We start from the raw sequence: 23,812 nt of genomic DNA on the forward strand, positions 1-23,812 counted from the left end.
GGCCACCTGGAGGCGGCAGATGCGGCTCCAGCAGTAACCACTCGCGATTCGTCAGATCCCCCCGACCCATGACCCAACCAACGAGCGACCAGTCAAAAAGTCACATGATCCGCCGGACAGAACCTAGCCGTCCGCGCCCCGCCGAGGCCGCGGAGACCGCATGGGTCCGTGCGCGTCAGCCGTGGCCGCCGGCCCGCACGATCCCCGTCTCGTAGGCGAGGACCACCACCTGGACCCGGTCGCGCAGCCCCAGCTTGGTCAGGATGCGGCCCACGTGGGTCTTCACGGTCGCCTCGGACAGCACCAGCCGGGCGGCGATCTCCCCGTTGGACAGTCCCTGGGCGACCAGCACCATGACCTCGCGCTCCCGCTCCGTGAGCCGCTCCAGCTCCTTGTGGCGGGGTTCCTTGCCGGTGGTGGGCAGCATCGGCGCGAACCGGTCGAGGAGACGTCGGGTGGTGGACGGGGCGACCACCGCGTCGCCGCTGTGCACGGAGCGGATGGCGGCGAGGAGCTCGCCCGGCGGCACGTCCTTGAGCATGAACCCGGAGGCGCCCGCCTTCAGCCCGGAGAACGCGTACTCGTCCAGGTCGAAGGTGGTCAGGATCAGCACCTTGGGCGGTTCGGCCTCGGCGCAGATGCGCCGGGTGGCCTCCACCCCGTCCAGCTTCGGCATCCGGACGTCCATGAGCACGACGTCGACCGCCGTGGAACGCACCACCTGAAGGGCCTCGACGCCGTCGCCCGCCTCGGCCACGACCTCCATGTCCGGCTGGGCGGCGAGCACCATCCGGAACCCGGTGCGCAGCAGCACCTGGTCGTCGACGAGCATCACGCGGATCGTCATCGAGTCCTCTTCCGTCTCTTCTGTTTCTTGTGTTTCTTGTGTTTCTTGTGTTCTCGTCAGCCGGTGCGAGTGGCGTCGGGGGGCGTGACAGGTGTCACCAGGGGCGTGCGTCGGATTCAGTGCGCGGGTTTGAGCGGGAGCAGGGCGCTGATGCGGAATCCTCCGCCGGGCCGCGGGCCCGCGTCCAGGGTTCCGCCCACCATGCCCACGCGCTCGCGCATGCCGATCAGGCCGTGACCGGCGCCGTCGGCGCCGCCCTCCTCGTACAGCTCGTGCGGGGCTCCCTTGCCGTCGTCCTCGACGAGCAGGCCGAGACCGTCGTCGAAGTAGACCAGGCGCACGCTCGCACCCGTGTTGGGCCCCCCGTGCTTGCGCGTGTTGGTCAGCGCCTCCTGCACGATCCGGTACGCCGTCAGCTCGACGCCGCTGGGCAGCGGCCGTGGCGTGCCCTCGACCTTGAAGTCCACCGGCAGGCCCGAGCCGCGGCACTGCTCGACGAGGTCCTCGATCTGCTCGACGTCCGGCTGCGGCACGTACTCGCCGCCCTCCTGGTGCTCGCCGGTGCGCAGTACGCCCAGCAGGCGGCGCATCTCGGCGAGGGCCTGGCGGCCCGTGGAGGAGATCGTCTCCAGGGCCTTCTTCGCCTGGTCGGGCGCGGCGTCGAGGACATACGCGGCACCGTCGGCCTGGACGACCATCACCGACACGTTGTGCGCGACGACGTCGTGCAGCTCCCGTGCGATGCGGGCGCGCTCGGCGGCGACCGCGACCTTCGCCTGGGCTTCGCGCTCCTTCTCCAGGCGGGCCGCGCGCTCCTCCAGCTGCGCGAAGTACGCGCGACGGGTGCGAATGGAGTCGCCCAGCACCCAGGCGAGGGCGAACGGCACCGTCTGGAAGACGATGACCGCGACCTGGCCCGGCACGCTCGCGTTCTCGTGCGGCCAGCGCACCTGCGCCAGGGTGGCCGCGCTCAGCGCCATGACCAGTGCGAGGCGGGAGGCCCAGCGGGCGCCGGTCGCGGCGACCGTGTAGACGATCACCAGCAGGGAGAAGTCGGCCGCCGTGACCCCGACGTTGAGCACCAGCTGGGCCAGTCCGAGCGCCGCGGCGAGCACGAGCATCTGCTCGGGCATACGCCGACGCAACGCGATGACCAGGCACAACAGGAACACGACCGGCACCAGCAGCGCCATGGAGTCGGTGCCGCCGCGGTCCTGGCCCGCGGTTCCGGCAGCCGCGGAGATCCCGAACAGGACGAGGGCCCAGAAGCCGTCAACCCCGGTCGGGTGTCTGCGGAGGAAGTCATAGAGGCGCTGCACGTAACCCAGCGTAGGGAAGCCCGATGCGTGCAGGGGTCAACCGGAGGGCCGATCCGGTCCGGGCGCGCGTACTCCGCAAGGTGGATGCCGTGATCACCTGTACGCCTAGTCTGACGGGGTGGTGGACAAGGCGACGGGCTTGGGCGGGTGGCGCGGCTGGCGGGCGGCGACGCAGGCGGCGCTGTACGGCGAGGACGGAACGGGCGGCTTCTACCGGCGCTCCGAGGGCCCGGCCGGGCACTTCCGTACGTCCGTGCACGCGTCGCCGCTGTTCGCCGCGGCCGTCGCCCGGCTGCTGTGCCGGGTCGACGAGGCGCTGGGCCGGCCCTCGTCGCTCGACTTCGTCGACATGGCCGCCGGGCGGGGCGAACTGGTCACCGCAGTGCTGGCCGCGCTCCCCGCCGACGTGGCGGCACGCACGCGCGCGTACGCCGTCGAACTCGCCGACCGCCCCGCGGGCCTCGCTCACCGGATCGAGTGGCTGCCCGAGCCTCCACGGCAGCTCACCGGGCTGCTGTTCGCCAACGAGTGGCTGGACAACGTGCCCGTCGAGGTCGCGGAGGTCGACTCCGCGGGCGTGGCTCGGCTGGTGCTCGTCCGGGACACCGGGGCCGAGCGGCTCGGCGAGCGGGTGTCCGGCGCGGAGGCGGAGTGGCTCGCGCGGTGGTGGCCGACGGCGGGCGAGGAGGGACTGCGGGCGGAGATCGGGCTTCCCCGGGACACGGCCTGGGCGTCCGCCGTCTCGTGCCTCGATGGCGGGCTCGCGGTGGCGGTGGACTACGCGCACACGGCGGCCGCGCGCCCCCCGTTCGGGACGCTCACCGGCTTCCGGGAGGGGCGCGAGACGCCACCCGCGCCGGACGGTTCCTGCGACATCACGGCCCACGTCGCGCTGGACGCGTGCGCGGAGGCGGGAGCGACGGCGGCGAAGGGCGCGGCGCGGGCGGCCGTCGGCGCGCGCCTGCTCACACAACGCGCCGCGCTGCGCGCCCTGGGCATCGCCGGCGCACGCCCCCCGCTGGCGCTGGCGTCCACGGACCCCTCCGCGTACGTACGCGCCCTCGCGAGCGCCGGAGAGGCCGCCGAGCTCATCGCGCCGGGCGGACTGGGCGACTTCGGATGGCTGCTCCAGCCGGTCGGGATTGCCCACCCGCTGGACCCGGAGGCCGAAGCCGGCTGACCGCACGCGGCCTGCCCCGGCCGCCTCCCGGCCTACTTGTCGATGTCCCCCACCACGAAGAACATCGACCCGAGGATCGCCACCATGTCCGAGACCAGCGTGCCCGGCAGCAGTTCGGTGAGCGCCTGGATGTTGTTGTACGAGGCCGAGCGGAGCTTCAGCCGGTACGGGGTCTTCTCGCCCTTGCTGACGAGGTAGTAGCCGTTGATGCCGAGGGGGTTCTCGGTCCACGCGTACGTGTGCCCCTCGGGCGCCTTGAGGACCTTCGGGAGCCGCTGGTTGATCGGACCGGGCGGCAGCTCCGCGAGACGGTCCAGACAGGCGTCCGCGAGGTCGAGCGCGTTGTACGTCTGCTCCAGGAGGCACTCGAAGCGCGCGAGGCAGTCGCCCTCGGTCCGGGTCACGACCTTGAGGGTGTCCCGCAGCTCCCCGTACGCGAGATAGGGCTCGTCCCGGCGCAGGTCGAAGTCGACACCCGAGGCGCGCGCGATCGGCCCGCTCACTCCGTACGCGTGCACGTACTCCGGCGCGAGCGTTCCCACGTCCCGCGTGCGCCCCCGGAAGATCTCGTTGCCGATCACCAGATCGTCGAAGACGTCCATGCGCGAGCGCACGGCGGCGACGGCGCCACGCGCGCGTGCGGCCCATCCGGCCGGCAGGTCCTCCTTGAGGCCGCCGACGCGGTTGAACATGTAGTGCATGCGCCCGCCGGAGACCTCCTCCATCACGTTCTGGAGCACTTCGCGCTCACGGAAGGCGTAGAAGACCGGCGTGATGCCGCCCAGCTCCAGGGGGTAGGAGCCCAGGAACATCAGGTGGTTCAGCACCCGGTTCAGCTCGGCGAGCAGGGTACGGGTCCACACCGCGCGCGGGGGGACCTCCATGCCGAGCATCCGCTCCACCGCGAGGACCACGCCCAGCTCGTTCGAGAACGCCGACAGCCAGTCGTGGCGGTTGGCCAGCATGATGATCTGGCGGTAGTCGCGTGCCTCGAACAGCTTCTCCGCGCCCCGGTGCATATAGCCGATCACCGGCTCCGCCTGCCGGATGCGCTCGCCGTCCAGGACGAGCCGCAGTCGCAGCACACCGTGCGTGGAGGGGTGCTGGGGGCCGATGTTGAGCACCATGTCGGTGCTCTCCGCGGCACCGCCGATCCCGACCGTGGTCTCCGTCGTAGGAGTCATGGGCACAGTCTCCCCTACGTGCTCCCCTACGTACGCTGACGGTATGGAATCGGGGAGCCAGGGTGGCGTGGGGACGACGGCGGCCGGACCGGAGTGGATCGGACTGCCGCCGGGGCTGTTGCGGATGCGGCGGCTGCTGCTGGCGGTGTGGCTGGGGCTTGCGGCCGTCGGCGCCGGACTGCTGCTCGGGCTGCTCGTCGGTCCCGCGTGGGCCGCGTTCGCACTGCTGCCCCTGGCCGGCATCGGATGGGGCTGGGTGCTGCTCGGCCGCAACTGGCACTCCTGGCGGTACGCCGAGCGGGCCGACGACCTGCTGATCAGCCGGGGCGTGCTGTGGCGCGAGGAGACCGTCGTGCCGTACGGGCGCATGCAGCTCGTCGAAGTCACCTCCGGGCCCGTCGAACGGCACTTCGGGCTGGCCAGCGTCCAGCTGCACACGGCGGCCGCCGCGACCGACGCGACCATCCCGGGCCTGGACCCGGCCGAGGCGGAGCGGCTGCGCGACCGGCTCACCCAACTCGGCGAGGCCCGATCGGCGGGGCTGTGACGACCCCGGGCGTCGAGGACGACGCACCCGACGTACCCGCCACCACGAGCACCACGGAGACCTCGGGCACCACAGAGACCACGGGCACCACGAAGACCACAGGCACCACGAAGACCACGGGCACCACGGGCACCACGAAGACCACGGGCACCACGAAGACCACGGGCACCACGAAGACCACGGGCACCACGGACACCACGGACACTGCAGACACCCCGAAGACACCGGAGACCCCGAAGACACCGGAGACCCCGAAGGCCCCGAAGGCCCCGGAGACACCCGACCCGCCCGGCACCCACCCCGAACGGCCCGTCAACGAGCGCCGACTGCACCCCGTCACACCGTTCCGGCGGGCGTGGGCACCGATCGCGGTCCTCGTCGGGTGGGCCGTGCACGACCCCGACCAGGCCCAGGAGCAGCTGACCCGGCTGACCACCACGACCCTGCTGATCGCGCTCGCCGTCCTCGTCCCCGCGGCTTCCCTCTACGGCTTTCTGACCTGGTGGTTCACCCATTTCTCGGTGACCGACAGCGAACTGCGCATCCGGACCGGCCTGCTGTTCCGGCGCGCCGCGCACATCCGGCTGGAGCGCATCCAGGCGATCGACGTCAGTCAGCCGCTGCTCGCGCGGATCGCGGGCGTCGCGAAGCTACGGCTCGACGTGGTCGGCGCCGAGAAGAAGGACGAACTGGCCTTCCTGGGCGAGGAGGAGGCCCGGGTGCTGCGGGCGGAGTTGCTCGCGCGGGCGGCGGGTTTCGCGCCGGAGACGGCGCACGAGGTGGGCGAGGCGCCCGCGCGCGAGCTGCTGCGCGTACCGCCGCGCGAGCTCGCGATCGCGCTGGTGCTGACCGGCGCGACCTGGGGCGCCCTGGTCGCCGCGCTCGTCGTGCCGCCGGTGCTGTGGCTGGCCACCCACAGCGTGTGGACGGTCCTCGCGACCGGCGTGCCGCTGCTCGGCGCGGCGGGCGCGAGCAGCGTGGGACGGTTCGTCGGCGAGTACGACTGGACGGTCGGCGAGTCGCCGGACGGGCTGCGGATCGACCACGGCCTGCTGGACCGTACGCACGAGACCGTGCCGCCCGGGCGGGTGCAGACCGTGCGGATCGTGCAGCCGCTGCTGTGGCGACGGCGCGGGTGGGTCCGGGTCGAACTCGACGTGGCAGGCTCGGCCAACTCCGTACTCGTGCCGGTCGCCCCGCGCGAGGCCGCGGAGGCCGTCGTCGCGCGCGTGCTCCCCGGGGTGGTCGTCCCTGCCGGGACCTCGCCGACGCGGCCGCCGCGGCGGGCCGGACGGTGTGTTCCGCTGTGGTGGCGGGGCTACGGGATCGCCGTCACGGACGCGGTGTTCGCCACCCGGCACGGACTGCTGCGCCGCAGCCTGGCGCTCGTCCCGCACGCCAAGGTGCAGAGCGTGCGACTGACACAAGGGCCCTGGCAGCGCCTCTGGCGGCTCGCGGACGTCCATGTGGACAACGGGGGCCGACAAGACCGTCACAGCCCGGCTGCGGGACGCACAGGAGGCCGCGGAGCTGCTCCGGAGCCAGGCCGAACGATCACGGACCGGGCGCCTGGACGCCCGGTCCGACCGGTGGATGGCTTGAGGACACCTCGGAGACGGCGGCAATGGACACCTCGGAGACGGCTTCAGGAGACGGCGCTGCGCAGCCCCTGAAGGTCGATGTGCTCCGTCTCGTCGTGGGCGGTCAGGTCGATCACCTGACCCACACCGCGTGCCGCCTCGTCCAGCGACTTGAACTCCGCCTCGGACTCGGCCTTGTGCAGGGCGAGGGCCTCCTGGCCGACGACATCGGCCAGATCCTCGTTCTGCACCGCCTCCAGGGCGTAGGGCGCAGACGCGCTCTTCGTACCGAAGAAGTCGAAACCTCCCTCGGCCATCGGACGCCGTACGGGCTGCGCGGCCGGCACGACGGCCACGGCGGTCGGCACGGCGAAGTGGCCTGAGGGACGGCGCTGTACGGCGCCGACGGGACGGGGGACGAGCGCACCGGCCCCGGTGGCGGACGGGACGGAGGTGTCGGTGGGGGCGCCGGTGGGGGCGGAGTACACCGGCGGCGCGGGCCGCACGGTCACCGCGTGGTGGTGCTCGCCGACCACGGCCGCTTCCGAGGCCACCGGCTCCGGGGCGTTCTCCTCCGCGTCGTCCGCGGCTGCGGCTGCGGCTGCGGCTGCGGCTGCGGCTGCGGGAGCCTGGTCGCCCGAGACCTGGTCCTTCGCACTCTCGTCGTCCGCGCTCTGGTCGTCCGCGCTCTGGTCGTCCGAGACCGTGTCGGCCTCGGCAGCCGTGTGGGGGGCGGCCGCGCGCGCGTGCTCGTCGACCGCCTCGGGCTTCCCCTGTGCTTCGTCCTCCTGCGCGGCCTCCGCGTCGCCGCCGGCGGCTGTGGCGCCGACGTCCGCGGAAGTCGCCCGCGCGGGCTCCTCCTCGGCATGGTCCTCGATCTTCGCGGCCTTGACGCCGTCGGTGTCGAACCGGGCCAGGGCCGCCTGGGCCCGCAGGAACAGCTTGGAGCCCTCGGGAGAGAAGACCGCCGAAGCCGTCGCCTCCTCCTCGGTCCCCGCGGCGTCCTCAGCCTTCTCGGTCTCCGCGCCCGGCTCGGCGGTGGCGTCGCCGGACTCGGCAGAGTCGGCAGAGTCGTCGAACGCGGCCTCCTCGGCCGACGCCTCGACTCCGGCCGACGCCTCGACGGCATCCGTGCCCTCGGCGTCGCCGGTGCCCTCGGTGTCGGCGGTGTCGGCGGTGTCGGCGGTGTCGGCGGTGTTGGCGACGTTCTCGGCCTCCCGCACGACGACCGCGCCGGCCGGCTCCGCGTCCTGCGCCGCGCGCGCGGCGGGCAGCGCGGGCGTGGGAGCCGCCTCTATCTCCAGCAGCCGGCGGCCCTCCAGGGCGCTGGCCCGCTCCGTCTCGGCCGTGGCATAGCGACGCAGCAGCGCGGCGTGCTCGTTGCGCAGGCCCGCCAGTTCGGTGCGCTTGGACCGCAGGCGCTGCTCCAGCTTGACGCGCAGCTCACGTGATTCGTCGAGGTCGCTCTCCAGTTCGGCGACCCGTTCCTCGTAGCGCCACTCGTCACTGGCACGCGCGCGTGCCAGGTCGGCGACCTGTTTGCCGGCCTGCATGTCCCAGCGGCGCATCACGTACGCGCCGAGGATCGCCGTCGCCGCGGCGGCCGCGGCAAGACCACGGAGCGCCATCGGCTCCGTGAACACCCAGGGGCCGAGGGCGCAGACAAGGGAGACGCCTGCGATTGCCGAGGGAGGCAGCAGCCTGTGCAAAGGCGGGGAATGGCGGTGACGTCCACGTGGCATGGCCAGAAACTTACCGCGCGTAGGCGAATGTTGGCGCCCCGCCCCGCAAAAACACGGCCATACCGAAGTCTTCACAGGGCATCAGGAAACAACACGGTCACGGAATTCGACAAGAAGCAAGATCATTTCCTGCCGGGGTGCCCCGAACAGCCCCCATGAACCCCGGCCGAGCCACCCCGCGCCTGCGGCCTTCGACGCCCGCCAGACCCCTCCACGACGCCCGCCGACGTCCTCCTCGGCGCCCACCGTCACCCCCTGCTCGACGGCCGTCGACCTCACCCTCGCCCGCCACCCCGACCCGACCCGCCGACCCGCCCCGCCCCACCTCGCCCCGGCATTCGACACCCGCCACCCTGCCTCCTGCATTCGGCATTCGGCATTCGGCGCCCGCCGCCCGGCCCCCGCCTTCGGGCGCCGCTCACCGGTCGCTCAACCGGCCGCTGATCCACTCGAGCGTCGGCGGGATCTCCCGCCGCCAGGTGTTGAAGTTGTGCCCGCCGCTTTCCAGGATGATCGACGAGATCCTGGTCGCGCCCTTGGCCTTCGCCAGCCCTATGAACTTCTGCGTGGCCTTGAAGTTGGATTCTCCGACCTTGCTGCTGGTGACGAGCAACGAGGTGTCGGGAGCGGAACGATTCTTCAGAAACCAGTGCAGATCCGCCTCGTTGCGAAGGGTCGCGTTCCCGTGGAAGAGGTCGCCCGTGGTCGGATCGCTCGGCGCCTTGTAGTACGCCGACAGGCCCGCGCCCGCCCCGTAGACCTCCGGGTGGTGCATCGCCAGCTTCAGCGCGCAGTAGCCGCCCGTGGAGTCGCCGATGATGCCCCAGCTGCCGGGCTTCCTGCCCACCCGGTAGTGGGCCGTCACGGCGTCCGGCAGATCCTTGGCGAAGAACGACTCGGTCTGCGGACCGCCCGGGATGTCCACGCACTCGGTGTCCCGCGGCGGCGCCACCGTCGGCCGCATCATCACCAGGATCATCGGCTGCATGCGCCCGTCCCTGGCGAGCTGCCGCGCGGTACGCGGGTAGTGCAACTTGTCCACCAGCGCCTCAGCCGTTCCGGGGTAGCCCGTGAGGACGACGGCCGCGGGGAACGTACGCGTGCGGTACTGCGGGTCGAAGTACTCCGGCGGCAGGTACACGTACGCCGGCGTGGCTATGTGTGTCGTACGTCCGTTGACGGCGACCTTCTGGATCTGTCCGCCGTACTGCGGACGCGGGCTGCCGCCGCCGTCCACACGCCGGGTGTCGACCACCCGCAGCGGCCCCGCCGGGGCGCCGTCCGCCGCGTGGTCGACGACCACACCCTGGTCCGTCTCCCGGCCGAACAGATCCGCCCAGCTGGCGTAGAAGCCGAACGCCTGGTTGGCGGTCAGCCCCACCGACACGAACAGCGCCAACTGGGTGGCGAGCAGCAGCCCGACCCGCCCGCTGACGGCCCGCCAGCCGGTTCGGGCAAGACGCGGCCACAGCCATACCGTGCCGACGAACAGCAGTAAGGCGAACAGCACTGACAGCAGCAGCGTTTTGTCGCTCGTGAGCCCCATGCGGTGTTTTCCTGCCTGCTCTCCGTCCGGGATCCCGCCCGCTCCCCCGACTCCTTCGCGAGGGCTTGTCCCGGACTTTCCTTGGCCTTTTCAGTGGCTTTGGGGAGACGAGTGAACCTCTCTCCCCAAGACACCGTCCTAGAGGGCGCAATGTCGCCGGATGCCCGAATCGGGCCCGGGTCCAAGGTCTCTCGCGGAACTACGGGATGCGATGTCTGTCACTCAAGATGGGGAAATGTCGGGCGGGGTTCCGCACCGATCAAGCCGGGTGCGGCAGATAGTGCGAGGTCCGCGCCCCGAGTCCGTCCCTGCCCTGGTCGCCCGCGCCTGTGCCCTCGTGGGCCTGCTGGATGTCGCCGGAGGCGTCTTCCCGCGGTTCAGGCACAGCCGTATGCACACCTTCGCCGAGGTGCTGCCCGGTTCGTTCGGGCCGTTCGCGGCGGCGCTGTCGCTCAGCGCCGGCGTCCTGTTGCTGCTGCTCGCCCACGGCCTCAGGCGCGGCAAGCGGCGTGCGTGGCGCGCGGCGGTGGTGCTGCTCCCGGCGGGCGCGGTGGCCCAGTTCGTGTACCGGCACTCGATCGTGGGCGCGCTCATCTCGGTCGCGCTCCTGGTCCCGCTGCTGCTGCACCGCGACCAGTTCGCGGCACTGCCCGACCCGCGCAGCCGCTGGCGCGCGCTCGCCAACTTCGTCCTCATGGGCGCCGGTTCCCTCGGTCTGGGTCTGATCATCGTCAGCGTCCACCCGCGGCGCCTGATCGGCGACCCGAGCCTGGCCGATCGCATTACGCACGTCCTGTACGGCCTCTTCGGCTTCGAGGGCCCGGTCGACTACCAGGGCAACACCTCCTGGACCGTCGCCTTCTCCCTGGGCGCCCTCGGCTGGATCACCGCGGTCACCACGATCTACCTCGCCTTCCGCCCCGAGCACCCGGCCGCCCGCCTCACGGAGGAGGACGAGGTGCGCCTGCGTGCCCTGCTGGACAAGCACGGCCGCCGCGACTCCCTGGGCCACTTCGCGCTGCGCCGCGACAAGGCCGTGGTCTTCTCGCCCAGTGGGAAGGCGGCGGTGACCTACCGCGTCGTCTCCGGCGTGATGCTCGCCAGCGGCGACCCCATCGGCGACGTCGAGGCCTGGCCCGGCGCCATCGAACGCTTCATGGACGAGGCCAAGGCCCACTCCTGGACGCCCGCCGTCATGGGCTGCTCGGAGACGGGCGGCGAGGTCTGGACCCGTGAGACCGGCCTCGACGCGCTCGAACTGGGTGACGAGGCGGTGGTGGACGTAGCGGATTTCTCCCTGGCCGGCCGCGCGATGCGCAACGTGCGCCAAATGGTCAAACGCATCGAACGCGCCGGTTACGAGACCCGGGTACGGCGCGTCCGTGACCTCGGTGAGGCCGAGCTGGAGCGCATCCGGCGGGCCTCCGAGGACTGGCGCGGCACCGACACCGAGCGCGGCTTCTCGATGGCCCTGGGCCGGGTCGGCGACGCCGCCGACGGGGACTGCCTCATCGCCACCGCGCACAAGGCCGACGAGGTACCCGGCGAGTACGGCGACCTGAAGGCGATCCTGCACTTCGTGCCCTGGGGCGCCGACGGCGCCTCCCTGGACCTGATGCGCCGCGACCGCTCGGCCGACCCGGGCATGAACGAACTCCTGATCGTCGCCGCCCTCCAGGCCGCCCCGAAGTTCGGCGTCGCGCGCGTGTCGCTGAACTTCGCCATGTTCCGCGCTGCGCTGGCGCGCGGCGAGAAGATCGGCGCGGGCCCGGTCCTGCGGGCCTGGCGCGGGCTGCTGGTGTTCCTCTCCCGCTGGTTCCAGATCGAGTCGCTGTACAAGTTCAACGCCAAGTTCCAGCCGCGCTGGGAGCCTCGCTTCGTCGTCTACCGGGCCTCCGGCGACCTTCCCCGCATCGGCTTCGCCGCCATGCAGGCCGAGGGCTTCGTCAGCCTCGCCCTCCCGCTGCCGCGCTTCCTGCGCCGCCGCTCCACAGCGGCACGCGTGTGCACGCACGCGGTGGCGGAGAGAGACGTGCGCGCGGCGTAGGCGCGGCGGTGCCGGCCCGGCGGGCGTCGGGCCCGCGCCCCGGAGCCGGGAGGGGCGGCGGCCCCGCCCCTCCCGGCTCCGGGGCTTCCACCCGGGCCGCACCGCGGCACGGTCCCCTGCTGGGCCTAGGCTGAACGTATGAGCAAGCAGAGCGGACGCGGGCGCGTCGTCGGCCTTCCGGAATGGGACCGCTGCGCGGTCATGGGAGTCGTCAACGTGACCCCCGACTCCTTCTCCGACGGCGGCCGCTGGTTCGACACGACGGCCGCCGTCAAGCACGGCCTCCAGCTCGTCGCCGAGGGCGCGGACCTCGTGGACGTCGGCGGCGAGTCCACCCGCCCCGGCGCCAGCCGGGTCGACGAGACCGAGGAGCTCCGCCGGGTCATCCCCGTGGTCCGCGGCCTCGCCTCCGAGGGTGTCGTCGTCTCCGTCGACACGATGCGCGCTTCCGTCGCCGCCCAGGCCCTCGCGGCCGGTGCCGCCCTCGTCAACGACGTCAGCGGCGGCCTCGCCGACCCGGCGATGATCCCGGCCGTCGCGGACTCGGGCGCCCCCTTCGTCGTCATGCACTGGCGCGGCTTCCTCGAGGGCGGCAACGTCAGAGGCGTCTACACCGATGTCGTCGCCGAGGTCGTGGACGAACTCCACGCGCGCGTGGAAGCCGTTCTGGCGGGCGGCGTCTCCCCCGACCGCATCGTCGTCGACCCGGGTCTCGGCTTCTCCAAGGAGGCCGATCAGGACCTCTCCCTGCTGGCCCACCTCGACCGGCTGCACGCCCTCGGTCACCCGCTGCTCGTCGCGGCCTCCCGCAAGCGGTTCCTCGGCCGTGTGCTGGCCGGCCCCGAGGGCGCGCCGCCGCCCGCGCGCGAGCGCGACGCCGCCACCGCCGCCGTCTCCGCCCTCGCCGCGGAGGCAGGCGCCTGGGCGGTCCGCGTGCACGAGGTGCGCGCTACGGCGGACGCGGTACGGGTCGCCCGTGCCGTGGAGGGGGCGCGCGAGGAAGGCGACGCGCCCGGCGCGGACGCACCCCGCCCGGCGCACACCGCCACGGGCGAACCCGCCACCCCGGACGCACACCGCGGCGGGCACGGCCCGAGCGGCGCAGAAGGAGTCCGGTGAGCGCCCCCCACACGGATGTCGAGCAGGTCGAGGCCGCCAACACCGCGTTCTACGAGGCGCTGGAGCAAGGCGACTTCGACGGGGTGTCCGCGCTCTGGCTCACCCCGGCCGACCTGGGCGTGGACGAGACGTACCACGATCCGGCGGACGTCGGCGTGATCTCCTGCGTGCACCCGGGCTGGCCCGTGCTCACCGGCCGGGGCGACGTGCTGCGGTCGTACGCGCTGATCATGGCGAACACCGACTACATCCAGTTCTTCCTCACCGACGTGCATGTCTCCGTCACCGGCGACACCGCGCTGGTGAACTGCACCGAGAACATCCTCAGCGGCGGCCCGGCGCCGGAGGACGGCGAGGAGCTCGGGCCGCTCGTCGGCCAGCTCGTGGTCGCCACGAACGTGTTCCGTCGTACCTCCGACGGATGGAAGCTGTGGTCGCACCACGCCTCCCCGGTACTGACGGAGAACGACGAAGCCGACGGTTCCGAAGACCCCGAGAGTGACGAGAACCCCTCCTGAGCGGGTAGGCGGACCACAGGAGGGGCGCGGGAAGCCCTGAGATGACCCACAGGGACCAAGAAGTGGTTGGAATCACGAACCGTGGGTAGGGGCGGCTACCAGCCCGTGAGCAGCGGGGTTCCCGCAGGGAAACACCCGGTGAAAAGTCCTGACTCCGACCCGGGCCACCGTGGCCGGAGCCCGGCTCTGTCCGTGCTCACGGGTAGATTCGTTCGAGGCCGGGGTGCCGCCCGCACCCGGACGCACCGGCCGAAACCGACGACTGCAGGAGTGATTCGCGTGGATCGTGTCGCGCTGCGCGGCCTGAAGGCCCGCGGGTACCACGGCGTGTTCCCCAAGGAACGCGAGGAGGGCCAGACCTTCATCGTGGACCTCGTCCTGGGCCTGGACACCCGACCGGCCGCGGCCGACGACGACCTGGCGAAGACCGTCCACTACGGCATCGTGGCGGAGGAGGTCGTCGCCGTCGTCCAGGGCGATCCCGTCGACCTCATCGAGACGCTCGCCGAGCGCATCGCCCAGGCCTGTCTGAAGCACGAAGGGGTCCAGGAGGTCGAGGTCTGCGTCCACAAACCGGACGCGCCGATCACGGTCCCCTTCGACGACGTGACCGTCACCATCATCCGGAGCCGAGTATGACCGCGTCCTTCACCGAGGGTCAGAGCGACCCGACCGTACAGCCGGTACCCGCCTCCGTCGTGGAGAAGGTCGACGCCGCCGACACCACCCTGCACAACCCCCAACGGGCCGTGATCGCCCTCGGCTCCAACCTGGGCAACCGCCTGGAGACCCTCCAGGGCGCCATCGACGCCCTCGAGGACACCCCCGGCGTACGCATCAAGGCCGTCTCCCCGGTGTACGAGACGGAGCCGTGGGGCGTCGAGCCCGGCAGCCAGCCCTCGTACTTCAACGCGGTGGTCGTGCTGAAGACGACCCTCCCGCCGTCCTCCCTGCTGGAGCGGGCGCACGCGGTCGAGGAGGCCTTCCACCGGGTGCGCGACGAGCGCTGGGGCGCGCGCACGCTCGACGTCGACATCGTCGCGTACGCCGACGTCGTCGACGACGATCCGCACCTCACCCTTCCCCACCCCCGCGCGCACGAACGCGCCTTCGTCCTCGCCCCCTGGCACGACGTGGAACCCGAGGCCCAGCTGCCCGGCCGCGGCACGGTCGCCGGTCTGCTCGACACCGTGACCCGCGAGGGCGTCGCGGCACGCAAGGACCTGGAACTCCACCTGCCCGAGTAGTCGTTAAGGTCGACAGGACCACTGCCCGCGGGATGTCCATGCCCGCGGGCTCGGGGGAGTTGAAGGGACACCGTGAGAGAGCTGCGCATCAGGGTGCTGGCCGGCGTGTTCGGCGTGGCCGCGATCCTGTCCTGGGCCGGAGCCCGCCTGTGGAACTCGATCGGGACCCTCCCCAGCGTTCCGCTGGCCGCGCCCATCGTCCTCGCCCTGATCGCCGTGGTGCTCACGGCCACCGCGCTGTCGCTGCGCGCCCGGCTCAAGGCCCAGCGTGAGCGCCGCCCCGAGGCCAAGGGCGTCGACCCGCTGATGGCGGCCCGCGCGGTCGTGTTCGGCCAGTCCAGCGCCCTGGTGGCCGCCCTCGTCTCCGGCATGTACGGCGGGACGGGCGTCTTCCTGCTGGAGTCCCTGGACATCCCCGCCCGCCGCGACCAGGCCATCTACGCCGGTTTCTCGGTCCTGGCGGGCATCGCGGTCATAGCGGCGGCCATCTTCCTGGAGCGCGTCTGCAAGCTGCCCGAGGACGACGATCACGAAAAGGGGGCGGCGTCACCGGCGTGACGCCGCCCGGCTGAGCTCAGGCCCCGTCAGCGCGCCATGATCAGGCTCATCGCCTCGTTGCGCGTCGCCGCGTCCCGCAGCTGTCCCCGCACCGCCGAGGTGATGGTCTTGGCGCCGGGCTTGCGGATGCCCCGCATGGACATGCACATGTGCTCGCACTCGATGACGACGATCACGCCACGCGGCTCCAGGATCTCCATCAGGGAGTCGGCGATCTGCGTGGTGAGACGTTCCTGCACCTGGGGACGGCGGGCGTAGACGTCCACGAGACGGGCCAGCTTGGACAGGCCGGTGATCTTCCCGGTGGTGGACGGGATGTAGCCGACATGGGCCACACCCCTGAACGGCACCAGATGGTGTTCACAGGTGCTGAACACCTCGATGTCCTTCACGAGCACCATCTCGTCGTGCCCGAGGTCGAAAGTGGTCGTCAGCACGTCCTCGGGCTGCTGCCACAGCCCCGCGAATATCTCCTTGTACGCCCGCGCCACACGCGCCGGCGTCTCCCGGAGGCCCTCGCGGTCCGGGTCCTCGCCGACCGCGATCAGCAGCTCGCGTACGGCGTTCTCGGCGCGCTTTTCGTCGAACTCGCCGATGGCGCCCTCGCCGTCCAGCGTCACGGGGTCGGTCATGTGGTGCCTCGTTCCTGTGCGGGTCACGCGTGTGGGTCACGCGCCTCATCGCGGCATGGAAGACATCGGACGAAAAATGCCGCGCCCCCCAGGCTAGAACCTGGGGGGCGCGGCATCCATTCCGGGCCTGGTGGAGCTCCCGGGAGCCGGATCAGCTCTCGGGACGGTCCTCCGGGGCCGGCTCGGTCACCGGGGTGGGCTCCACCGCGGTGGACTTCGCCGTGGAGATCGCCGGCGTCGCGCCGTTGGCGCCGTTCGTCAGTGCGAGCTCCCGGGGGGAGAGCACCGGCGGACGGGTGGACGGCGTGCGCCGCGAGGAACCGGTCCAGGCGGGCCGGGCCGGGCGCTTGACGATGGCGGAGAAGACCTCGGCGATCTGCTCCTTGTTCAGCGTCTCCTTCTCGAGCAGCTGAAGCACCAGGTTGTCGAGGACGTCGCGGTTCTCGACCAGGATCTCCCAGGCCTCGTTGTGCGCGGTCTCGATGAGCTTCTTGACTTCCTCGTCCACCAGCGCGGCGACCTCTTCCGAGTAGTCGCGCTGGTGAGCCATCTCACGGCCGAGGAACGGCTCGGTGTTGTCGCCGCCGAACTTGATCGCGCCCAGTCGCTCGGTCATGCCGTACTGGGTGACCATCGCGCGGGCCGTGGCGGTGGCCTTCTCGATGTCGTTCGCGGCGCCGGTGGTCGGGTCGTGGAAGACCAGTTCCTCGGCGGCGCGACCGCCCAGCATGTAGGCCAGCTGGTCGAGCATCTCGTTGCGCGTGGTCGAGTACTTGTCCTCGTCCGGCAGGACCATCGTGTAGCCGAGGGCCCGTCCGCGCGACAGGATCGTGATCTTGTGGACCGGGTCGGAGTTCGGGGAGGCCGCCGCGACCAGGGCGTGGCCGCCCTCGTGGTACGCGGTGATCTTCTTTTCCTTGTCCGACATGATCCGGGTCCGCTTCTGCGGGCCCGCCACGACGCGGTCGATGGCCTCGTCCAGCGAGTGGTTGTCGATGAGCTTCTTGTCGCTGCGCGCCGTGAGGAGCGCCGCTTCGTTCAGCACGTTCGACAGGTCCGCGCCGGTGAAGCCCGGGGTGCGGCGGGCGACGGCCGACAGGTCGACGTCCTCAGCGACCGGCTTGCCCTTCTGGTGAACCTTGAGGATCTCCAGGCGGCCCTGCATGTCCGGGCGGTCGACCGCGATCTGGCGGTCGAAGCGGCCGGGACGCAGCAGCGCGGGGTCGAGGATGTCGGGACGGTTCGTGGCGGCGATGAGGATCACGCCGCCCTTCACGTCGAAGCCGTCCATCTCGACGAGCAGCTGGTTCAGCGTCTGCTCGCGCTCGTCGTGACCACCGCCGAGGCCGGCGCCGCGATGGCGGCCGACCGCGTCGATCTCGTCGACGAAGACGATCGCCGGGGCGTTCGCCTTGGCCTGCTCGAAGAGGTCACGGACCCGGGAGGCACCGACACCGACGAACATCTCGACGAAGTCGGAACCGGAGATCGAGTAGAAGGGAACGCCCGCCTCGCCGGCGACGGCGCGCGCGAGGAGCGTCTTGCCGGTACCGGGCGGGCCGTACAGGAGTACGCCCTTGGGGATCTTGGCGCCGACGGCCTGGAACTTCGCCGGTTCTTGGAGGAACTCCTTGATCTCGTGGAGTTCCTCGACGGCCTCGTCCGAGCCCGCGACGTCGGCGAAGGTCGTCTTCGGGGTGTCCTTGGTGATGAGCTTGGCCTTGGACTTCCCGAAGTTCATGACTCGGGAGCCGCCGCCCTGCATCTGATTCATCAGGAACAGGAAGACGACCACGATGAGGACGAAGGGGAGCAGGGACAGCAGGATCCCGACGAAGGCGTTCTGCTTCGTCGGCGAGACTGTGTATCCGTCCGGGATCTGCTTGTCCTGGTACTTGGTCTGCAGCGTGTTGGCAATGGTCACGCCTTGGTCGCCGATGTAGCTCGCCTGGATCTTCGAGCTGTCCTTGACCTTTTCGCCGTCCTTGAGCGTGACCTTGATGGTCTGCTCGTCACCGGTGGTGAGCTTGGCCGACTCGACCTTGTTGTCGTTGATCGCTGCAATGACCTGGCCGGTGTCCACCGTCTTGTAGCCGCCGGACGAGCCGACGACCTGCATCAACACGACCACGGCAAGGACGGCCAGCACGATCCACATGACCGGCCCACGGAAGTATCGCTTCACGTCCATCCATACGGAGCGGTGTCGCCCCGTCCCTCCTGCCATAGTGAGTTTGATAAGACAGTTCTTCTGACGGTACCCCAGCTTTGTCGCGCGGAGCCGCACGGGACGGCTGGCGTACCCGTCTGCATGCTCCAACGGCGAAAGGCCCGCCGGGGTTCCCGATCTTCGTACGGGGCTTGGGCCCTTCGGGTCTCAGCCGCCGTAGACGTGGGGCGCGAGCGTACCGACGAACGGGAGGTTGCGGTACTTCTCGGCGTAGTCGAGGCCGTAGCCGACGACGAACTCGTTGGGGATGTCGAAGCCGACCCACTCGACGTCGATGGCGACCTTGGCGGCCTCGGGCTTGCGCAGCAGCGTGCACACCTTGAGGGTGGCGGGCTCGCGCGAGCCGAGGTTGGAGATCAGCCAGGACAGCGTCAGACCGGAGTCGATGATGTCCTCGACGATCAGGACGTGTCGGCCCTTGATGTCGGTGTCCAGGTCCTTGAGGATCCGCACCACACCGGAGGACTGGGTGCCCGCGCCGTAGGACGACACGGCCATCCAGTCCATGGTGACGGGGGTGGACAGGGATCGGGCGAGGTCGGCCATGACCATCACGGCGCCCTTGAGGACACCGACGATGAGCAGGTCCTTGCCCGCGTACTCCGCGTCGATCTTCGCGGCCAGCTCTACCAGCTTCGCGTCGATCTCTTCCTTGGTGATGAGCACCTCTTTGAGGTCGGTGCCCATGTCTTTCGCGTCCACCCGCATCACTTTCGGTTGTCCCACCGGCCACCGAGACCGCCCACGACCACGTAAGCGGTCCTGCCGGAGGGCCCGGATTCAGCCTTGCCGAATCACCAGTCTGCCACCCTGGCGCTGGGCGACGACTTTGCCGGGGAGATTGATGACCCCCTGGCCGCGCCAACCGGTGATCAGCCGGTCGACCTCCTCGATGTGCCGGGCGAAGAGGGAACCGGCCGGAGCACCCGCCTCGATGGCGGCGCGGCGCAGGATCCGACGGCGTACGGCGGGCGGCAGGGCGTAGAGCTTGGCGCACTCCAGCAGACCGGCGGCGTCCCGCACGGAGGCCTCGGCCTGGCCCGCCCAGGCGTCGAGGGCGTCGGCGTCGTCACGGGAGAGCTGGGCCGTACGGGCGAGCGCCTCGACGACACCCTTGCCGAGCGCCTTCTCCAGGGCGGGCAGCCCCTCGTGGCGCAGCCGGGAGCGGGTGTAGGCCGGGTCTGCGTTGTGCGGGTCGTCCCAGACGGGCAGGGACTGGACCATGCAGGCCTTGCGGGCGGTCTGCCGGTCGAGCTGGAGGAAGGGGCGGCGATAGCGGCCGTCGGCCCCCGAGACCGCCGCCATCCCGGACAGCGAGCGGATGCCGGAGCCGCGGGCGAGGCCGAGCAGGACGGTTTCGGCCTGGTCGTCGCGGGTGTGGCCGAGCAGGATCGCGGCGGCGCCGTGGCGGGCGGCGGCGGCGTCGAGGGCGGCGTAGCGCGCGTCGCGGGCCGCGGCCTCGGGCCCGCCTTCGCGGCCGACGGTCACGGCCGCGGCCTCCACGGGATCGAGGCCGAGTTCGCGCAGCCGCAGGACGACTTCCTCGGCGCGCAGGTCGGAGCCGGGCTGGAGGCCGTGGTCGACGGTGACACCGCCGGCCCGGATGCCGAGCCGGGGCGCCTCGAAGGCGAGGGCGGAGGCGAGCGCCATGGAGTCGGCGCCACCGGAGCACGCCACGAGCACGAGCGGCGGTGCCGGTCGCTCGTGGGAGCCCGTGTCGGGGGTGGGGTGGTCGTTGAGGATGTCGTGGAGTACGCGGCGGACCGCCAGGCGTATCGCCGCGACCGCAGGATGGGGACCCACTGTCCGGTTCCCTTCATGAAGTTGTCGGGGGTGAACCCGAGGTTCGGTCACGCAGAGTGTGTAGATGGTGACAGAACCGGGCCGTTCCCCGAGCATTGCACGCCTGCCAAGGGCTCACGGTCCCTCGGACGGGTGATTGAAGGGGCGTTCGCCTGCCGTCGGCCGGATTCGTTCATCGCCGTTCCGGCGGCTTCATGACTCGGCCTTGCGGTGCACTCGCGTGACCCATTCCGCCGGTTTGGCGATCTCGGCCTTCGTCGGAAGTGTGTTCGGGGAGGTCCACACGCGGTTGAAGCCGTCCATGCCGACCTGGTCGACGACGGCCCGTACGAAGCGCTCGCCGTCCCGGTACTGCTTGAGCTTGGCGTCCAGGCCCAGCAACTTCCGCAGGGCGATGTCCAGTCGGGAGGCGCCCTTGGCGCGGCGCTGCTGGAACTTCTCGCGGATCTCGGCGACGGACGCCACGACTTCCGGACCCACTCCGTCCATGACGAAGTCGGCGTGCCCTTCCAGGAGGGACATCACGGCGGTGAGGCGGGCGAGGATCTCCCGCTGGGCGGGCGTCTGCACCAGCTCGACCAGGGAACGGCCGCCGTCGTCCTCCTCGCCCTCGGGCCTGCCGCCGGCGAGGGACTGGGCCGCGTCCCTGACCCGCTCGAGGAACGTCATGGGGTCGACGTCGGTCTCGCCCAGGAACGACTGGATTTCGCCCTCGAGGTGGTCCCGCAGCCAGGGCACGGCCGAGAACTGGGTGCGGTGCGTCTCCTCGTGGAGGCACACCCACAGCCGGAAGTCGTGCGGCTCCACGTCGAGTTCGCGTTCCACGTGGACGATGTTCGGCGCGACGAGCAGCAGCCGGCCGCCGCCGTTGGCCCCGGCGGGGAGCGCGCGGGTGGCGGGGGCGAAGGTCTCGTACTGGCCGAGGACGCGGGAGGACAGGAAGGACAGCAGCATGCCCAGTTCGACGCCGGTGACCTTGCCGCCGACGGCGCCCAGGACCGCGCCGCCGGGCGTGTTGCCGCGCCGTTCCTGCATCTTGTCGAGAAGTGGTTTGAGGATCTCGCGGAAGCCCGCCACGTTCGCCGCCACCCAGCCCGGGCGGTCGACGACGAGGACCGGCGTGTCGTGGATGTCCTCGGTGCCCATACGAGTGAAGCCCCGGACGTGTCCCTCCGAGGCCTTGGCGTGTCGGCGCAGTTCCGCGACGACGGCTCGCGCCTCGTCGCGGCTGACCTCGGGTCCCGGCCGCACGAGCCGGGTCGCGGTCGCCACCGCGAGATTCCAGTCGACCATCCCCGAAGAAGCAGCGCCACCGATGCTCGTCATGCGTCAACCGTACGTGAGCGCCGCCGTTGGGGGCAGGCCGCGCGAGACCGGTCAGGGAGATGTCAGGGTCGGGGCCGGGGGCGGCTCGGGGGTGCCGGGCCGCGCCGCTCAGCGGCAGCCGCACCCCGCCAGCGCCGTCGCCGCCCGGTCCAGCGCCACCTGGGCCGCCGCCGGATCGGTCGTGCCGGAGGCCAGAAGAGCGAACGCCAGGAGACGGCCGTCCTGGTCGACGACCGTGCCGGCGAGGGTGTTCACGCCGGTCAGGGTGCCGGTCTTGGCGCGCACGACGCCGGCCGCGCCCTCCGTGTAGCGGCTGGTGAGGGTGCCGGTGAAACCGGCGACGGGAAGGCCGGTGAGGACGGGGCGCAGGTCGGGGCGGCCGACGTCACCGGCCTTGACCAGGAGGGCGGTCAGGAGGTTCGCCGTGAGCCGGTCCTCGCGGTCGAGCCCGCTGCCGTCCTTGATCCGGACGCCGGTCAACGGCAGTCCGAGCTTCCTCAGTTGTGCCTGGACGGCCTTGCCGGCGCCTGCGAAGTCGGCGCGGACACCGGTCGCGACGGCGGTCTGGCGGGCGAGGGCCTCGGCGATGTCGTTGTCGCTGTTGGTCAGCATCCGTTCGACCAGGACGGACAGCGGGGGCGAGGAGACCGCGGCGAGGGTCGTCGCGCGCGTGGTGGCCTTGGACGGTCCGGGGGCCGAGGTCTTGATGCCGGCGGCATTCAGGAACTCGGCGAACTTGCGGGTCGCGTCGTCCGCCGGGTCGCTCACGCGGGTCGTCGGACCGCTGGTGGAGTCGTCGGTGCGGCCCTCGTCGGCGGACAGGGCGGTGACGGCGGCAAGGTTGGGGTTGACCCCGATGGGGTGAACCTGGCTTCCGGCGAACAGCGTCGTGTCGTACGAGAGCGTCACCTGGGTGAGGCCGCGCTTCTTCAGGGCGGCCGCCGTGGAAGCGGCGAGGCTGCGCAGGTCGGCCCAGCCCTCGGCGTCCGCGCGGGCCGTGAGGGTGGGGTCGCCGCCGCCGACGAGGACGACTTCCCTGGTGTCGGGTTCCAGCGCGGCGCTGGTGGTGAGGCGGTGCTCGCCGCCCAGCGCGGAGAGCGCGGCGACCGCGGTGGCGATCTTCGTCGTGGACGCCGGGGTCAGCGCCTCGTCGGCCCCGGAGCCGTACAGCCGCTTGCCGGTGGCCACGTCGACGACCACGGCGGTCCGCCGGGCGCCGAGGGCCGGATCGCCCAGGAGGGGCTCCAGGACGCCCGAGAGGCCCGTGCCGGTCGGAAGAGCGGCCGGGGCGGACTTCACGGCGTTGGTGGCGCCACCAAGGCCCGCGAGGACGGAGGCGGCGCTCGGCGCGGGCCGCGGCGCTCCGGCCGCCGTGTCGAAGGAACCGGACGAATCGTCCGTACGGCCGTGATCTGTGCCACCCGCCTGTTCCAGGGCGGCGGCCCGGTCCCGCTCGGCCGTACGCTGACCGGTGGAGTCCCAGGGGCCGGCGACGGTCACCACACCGGCGGCCAGCGCCAGCCCGGCGGTCGCCGCACCCGCGGTGTACTGCCACGACCTGGTGTTCGGACCGGCCTTCGTGATCCGCTCGAGCTGCGGCCCGGCCGCCTGTGTGAGCCGTGCGACCTGCGGCTTCGCGGCCGCCGCCACTCGTGCGAGACGAGGCCTTACGATCCCTGCGGCCCGTGCCAGACGCGGTCGGACGGCGTCCGTGACCCGCACCACGTGCGGTCTCACGGCCCGCCAAGGCCTCAGCTCTGGCACGAACACCAGCCCCTTTCGCGATCACACTGCGGCGTGAGGGACACTTAACCACCAGAACTATGTGCTGATCATGGAGGAGCCACCGGTGGAGTTCGACGTCACGATCGAGATCCCGAAGGGTTCGCGGAACAAGTACGAGGTGGACCACGAGACCGGTCGGATCCGCCTGGACCGTCGACTCTTCACCTCGACCGCCTACCCGACCGACTACGGATTCGTCGAGAACACCCTCGGCGAGGACGGTGACCCGCTGGACGCGCTGGTCATCCTGGACGAGCCGACGTTCCCGGGCTGTCTGATCCGCTGCCGCGCGATCGGCATGTTCCGGATGACGGACGAGGCCGGCGGCGACGACAAGCTGCTGTGCGTCCCGTCGACCGACCCGCGCGTGGAGCACCTGCGGGACATCCACCACGTGTCGGAGTTCGACCGCCTGGAGATCCAGCACTTCTTCGAGGTCTACAAGGACCTGGAGCCCGGCAAGTCCGTCGAGGGCGCCGACTGGGTGGGCCGCACCGACGCCGAGGCCGAGATCGAGCGGTCCTACAAGCGTTTCAAGGACCAGGGCGGCCACTGAGGTCTCTGTCGCCTGATGCCGCCGGAAGGGGGGCCCCGCGACCCCG

21 protein-coding genes and 1 pseudogene are annotated in these 23,812 nt (G+C 71.5%); 10 read left to right on the plus strand and 12 right to left on the minus strand.

Annotated features, from left to right (window positions below):
• Window positions 1-175: 175 nt before the first annotated feature.
• Complete coding sequence (locus QQM72_RS39720; RefSeq protein ID WP_020132489.1) at window positions 176-847, minus strand: response regulator; 672 nt, start codon at window positions 845-847, stop codon at window positions 176-178.
• 116 nt (window positions 848-963) lie between these two features.
• A complete protein-coding gene (locus QQM72_RS39725; RefSeq protein ID WP_020132490.1) occupies window positions 964-2,166 on the minus strand; it encodes a sensor histidine kinase in 1,203 nt (400 codons plus the stop codon).
• A 118-nt stretch (window positions 2,167-2,284) separates the two neighbouring features.
• On the opposite strand from QQM72_RS39725, the gene QQM72_RS39730 reads away from it, so the two are divergent.
• On the plus strand, window positions 2,285-3,346 hold the full coding sequence (locus QQM72_RS39730) for an SAM-dependent methyltransferase (RefSeq protein ID WP_314225681.1): 1,062 nt from the start codon (window positions 2,285-2,287) through the stop codon (window positions 3,344-3,346).
• A 32-nt stretch (window positions 3,347-3,378) separates the two neighbouring features.
• On the opposite strand, the gene QQM72_RS39735 is transcribed toward QQM72_RS39730, so the two are convergent.
• Window positions 3,379-4,530 carry an NADH-quinone oxidoreductase subunit D gene (locus tag QQM72_RS39735; RefSeq protein ID WP_314225682.1) on the minus strand — a complete coding sequence of 384 codons (1,152 nt, stop codon included), beginning with the start codon at window positions 4,528-4,530 and terminating at the stop codon, window positions 3,379-3,381.
• A gap of 43 nt (window positions 4,531-4,573) precedes the next feature.
• Here QQM72_RS39735 and QQM72_RS39740 point away from each other — a divergent pair, with 43 nt between their 5' ends.
• Window positions 4,574-5,077: a PH domain-containing protein gene (locus QQM72_RS39740; protein ID WP_314225683.1), complete on the plus strand. Its 504-nt coding sequence runs from the start codon at window positions 4,574-4,576 to the stop codon at window positions 5,075-5,077.
• A 326-nt stretch (window positions 5,078-5,403) separates the two neighbouring features.
• Window positions 5,404-6,679, plus strand: a pseudogene (locus tag QQM72_RS39745) (PH domain-containing protein).
• 43 nt (window positions 6,680-6,722) lie between these two features.
• Here the strand turns inward: QQM72_RS39745 and QQM72_RS39750 are convergent.
• From QQM72_RS39750 to QQM72_RS39760, 3 genes are all read right to left on the minus strand, one after another.
• A complete protein-coding gene (locus tag QQM72_RS39750; protein ID WP_314225684.1) occupies window positions 6,723-8,399 on the minus strand; it encodes a hypothetical protein in 1,677 nt (558 codons plus the stop codon).
• Window positions 8,400-8,817: 418 nt separating this feature from the next.
• Window positions 8,818-9,945, minus strand: a complete 1,128-nt coding sequence (locus QQM72_RS39755) for an alpha/beta hydrolase (protein ID WP_314225685.1) — start codon at window positions 9,943-9,945, stop codon at window positions 8,818-8,820.
• 259 nt (window positions 9,946-10,204) lie between these two features.
• Window positions 10,205-10,330, minus strand: a complete 126-nt coding sequence (locus QQM72_RS39760) for a hypothetical protein (RefSeq protein ID WP_282438183.1) — start codon at window positions 10,328-10,330, stop codon at window positions 10,205-10,207.
• Between QQM72_RS39760 and QQM72_RS39765 the strand changes: the two genes are divergently transcribed.
• The 6 genes from QQM72_RS39765 (at window position 10,283) to QQM72_RS39790 (ending at window position 15,434) form a co-directional block, all read left to right on the plus strand.
• Window positions 10,283-11,992: a phosphatidylglycerol lysyltransferase domain-containing protein gene (locus QQM72_RS39765; RefSeq protein ID WP_314225700.1), complete on the plus strand. Its 1,710-nt coding sequence runs from the start codon at window positions 10,283-10,285 to the stop codon at window positions 11,990-11,992. The genes QQM72_RS39760 and QQM72_RS39765 overlap by 48 nt on opposite strands.
• 138 nt (window positions 11,993-12,130) lie before the next feature.
• Window positions 12,131-13,111 carry a dihydropteroate synthase gene (gene folP / locus QQM72_RS39770; protein ID WP_314225686.1) on the plus strand — a complete coding sequence of 327 codons (981 nt, stop codon included), beginning with the start codon at window positions 12,131-12,133 and terminating at the stop codon, window positions 13,109-13,111.
• Window positions 13,108-13,629, plus strand: coding sequence for a nuclear transport factor 2 family protein (locus QQM72_RS39775; RefSeq protein WP_314225687.1), 522 nt, complete (start codon window positions 13,108-13,110; stop codon window positions 13,627-13,629). The genes folP and QQM72_RS39775 overlap by 4 nt, the downstream gene beginning before the upstream one ends.
• A gap of 279 nt (window positions 13,630-13,908) precedes the next feature.
• Window positions 13,909-14,268 carry a dihydroneopterin aldolase gene (gene folB / locus QQM72_RS39780; RefSeq protein WP_020132500.1) on the plus strand — a complete coding sequence of 120 codons (360 nt, stop codon included), beginning with the start codon at window positions 13,909-13,911 and terminating at the stop codon, window positions 14,266-14,268.
• Window positions 14,265-14,876 carry a 2-amino-4-hydroxy-6-hydroxymethyldihydropteridine diphosphokinase gene (gene folK / locus QQM72_RS39785; protein WP_314225688.1) on the plus strand — a complete coding sequence of 204 codons (612 nt, stop codon included), beginning with the start codon at window positions 14,265-14,267 and terminating at the stop codon, window positions 14,874-14,876. Before folB ends, folK begins: the two co-directional genes overlap by 4 nt.
• Before the next feature lie 72 nt (window positions 14,877-14,948).
• A complete protein-coding gene (locus QQM72_RS39790) occupies window positions 14,949-15,434 on the plus strand; it encodes a DUF3180 domain-containing protein (RefSeq protein WP_314225689.1) in 486 nt (161 codons plus the stop codon).
• Window positions 15,435-15,460: 26 nt separating this feature from the next.
• On the opposite strand, the gene folE is transcribed toward QQM72_RS39790, so the two are convergent.
• The 6 genes from folE to dacB form a co-directional block, all read right to left on the minus strand.
• On the minus strand, window positions 15,461-16,066 hold the full coding sequence (gene folE, locus QQM72_RS39795) for a GTP cyclohydrolase I FolE (RefSeq protein ID WP_054241753.1): 606 nt from the start codon (window positions 16,064-16,066) through the stop codon (window positions 15,461-15,463).
• A 151-nt stretch (window positions 16,067-16,217) separates the two neighbouring features.
• Window positions 16,218-18,257: an ATP-dependent zinc metalloprotease FtsH gene (ftsH, locus tag QQM72_RS39800; protein WP_314225690.1), complete on the minus strand. Its 2,040-nt coding sequence runs from the start codon at window positions 18,255-18,257 to the stop codon at window positions 16,218-16,220.
• Window positions 18,258-18,443: 186 nt separating this feature from the next.
• Window positions 18,444-19,004, minus strand: a complete 561-nt coding sequence (gene hpt, locus QQM72_RS39805; RefSeq protein ID WP_057601282.1) for a hypoxanthine phosphoribosyltransferase — start codon at window positions 19,002-19,004, stop codon at window positions 18,444-18,446.
• Between the two features lie 72 nt (window positions 19,005-19,076).
• Entirely contained in the window at window positions 19,077-20,099 is a 1,023-nt protein-coding gene (gene tilS, locus QQM72_RS39810) for a tRNA lysidine(34) synthetase TilS (protein WP_314225691.1), read from the minus strand.
• Between the two features lie 192 nt (window positions 20,100-20,291).
• Window positions 20,292-21,425 (minus strand): zinc-dependent metalloprotease, encoded by a 1,134-nt coding sequence (locus tag QQM72_RS39815; protein ID WP_314225692.1) that lies wholly within the window; start codon window positions 21,423-21,425, stop codon window positions 20,292-20,294.
• A 108-nt stretch (window positions 21,426-21,533) separates the two neighbouring features.
• Complete coding sequence (gene dacB / locus QQM72_RS39820) at window positions 21,534-23,150, minus strand: D-alanyl-D-alanine carboxypeptidase/D-alanyl-D-alanine endopeptidase (protein WP_399080364.1); 1,617 nt, start codon at window positions 23,148-23,150, stop codon at window positions 21,534-21,536.
• Window positions 23,151-23,274: 124 nt separating this feature from the next.
• Between dacB and QQM72_RS39825 the strand changes: the two genes are divergently transcribed.
• Window positions 23,275-23,766: an inorganic diphosphatase gene (locus QQM72_RS39825; protein WP_007452023.1), complete on the plus strand. Its 492-nt coding sequence runs from the start codon at window positions 23,275-23,277 to the stop codon at window positions 23,764-23,766.
• Window positions 23,767-23,812: the final 46 nt, after the last annotated feature.

The sequence above is a fragment of the Streptomyces zaehneri genome, assembly GCF_032248645.1.
Lineage (GTDB): Bacteria > Actinomycetota > Actinomycetes > Streptomycetales > Streptomycetaceae > Streptomyces > Streptomyces coriariae.

Coding starts and splice junctions, on each gene's coding strand:
- QQM72_RS39720 (WP_020132489.1), bottom strand. CDS start 847: ATGACGATCCGCGTGATGCTCGTCGACGACCAGGTGCTGCTGCGCACC.
- QQM72_RS39735 (WP_314225682.1), bottom strand. CDS start 4,530: ATGACTCCTACGACGGAGACCACGGTCGGGATCGGCGGTGCCGCGGAG.
- QQM72_RS39740 (WP_314225683.1), top strand. CDS start 4,574: ATGGAATCGGGGAGCCAGGGTGGCGTGGGGACGACGGCGGCCGGACCG.
- QQM72_RS39750 (WP_314225684.1), bottom strand. CDS start 8,399: ATGCCACGTGGACGTCACCGCCATTCCCCGCCTTTGCACAGGCTGCTG.
- QQM72_RS39755 (WP_314225685.1), bottom strand. CDS start 9,945: ATGGGGCTCACGAGCGACAAAACGCTGCTGCTGTCAGTGCTGTTCGCC.
- folP (WP_314225686.1), top strand. CDS start 12,131: ATGAGCAAGCAGAGCGGACGCGGGCGCGTCGTCGGCCTTCCGGAATGG.
- folK (WP_314225688.1), top strand. CDS start 14,265: ATGACCGCGTCCTTCACCGAGGGTCAGAGCGACCCGACCGTACAGCCG.
- folE (WP_054241753.1), bottom strand. CDS start 16,066: ATGACCGACCCCGTGACGCTGGACGGCGAGGGCGCCATCGGCGAGTTC.
- ftsH (WP_314225690.1), bottom strand. CDS start 18,257: ATGGACGTGAAGCGATACTTCCGTGGGCCGGTCATGTGGATCGTGCTG.
- hpt (WP_057601282.1), bottom strand. CDS start 19,004: ATGCGGGTGGACGCGAAAGACATGGGCACCGACCTCAAAGAGGTGCTC.
- QQM72_RS39815 (WP_314225692.1), bottom strand. CDS start 21,425: ATGACGAGCATCGGTGGCGCTGCTTCTTCGGGGATGGTCGACTGGAAT.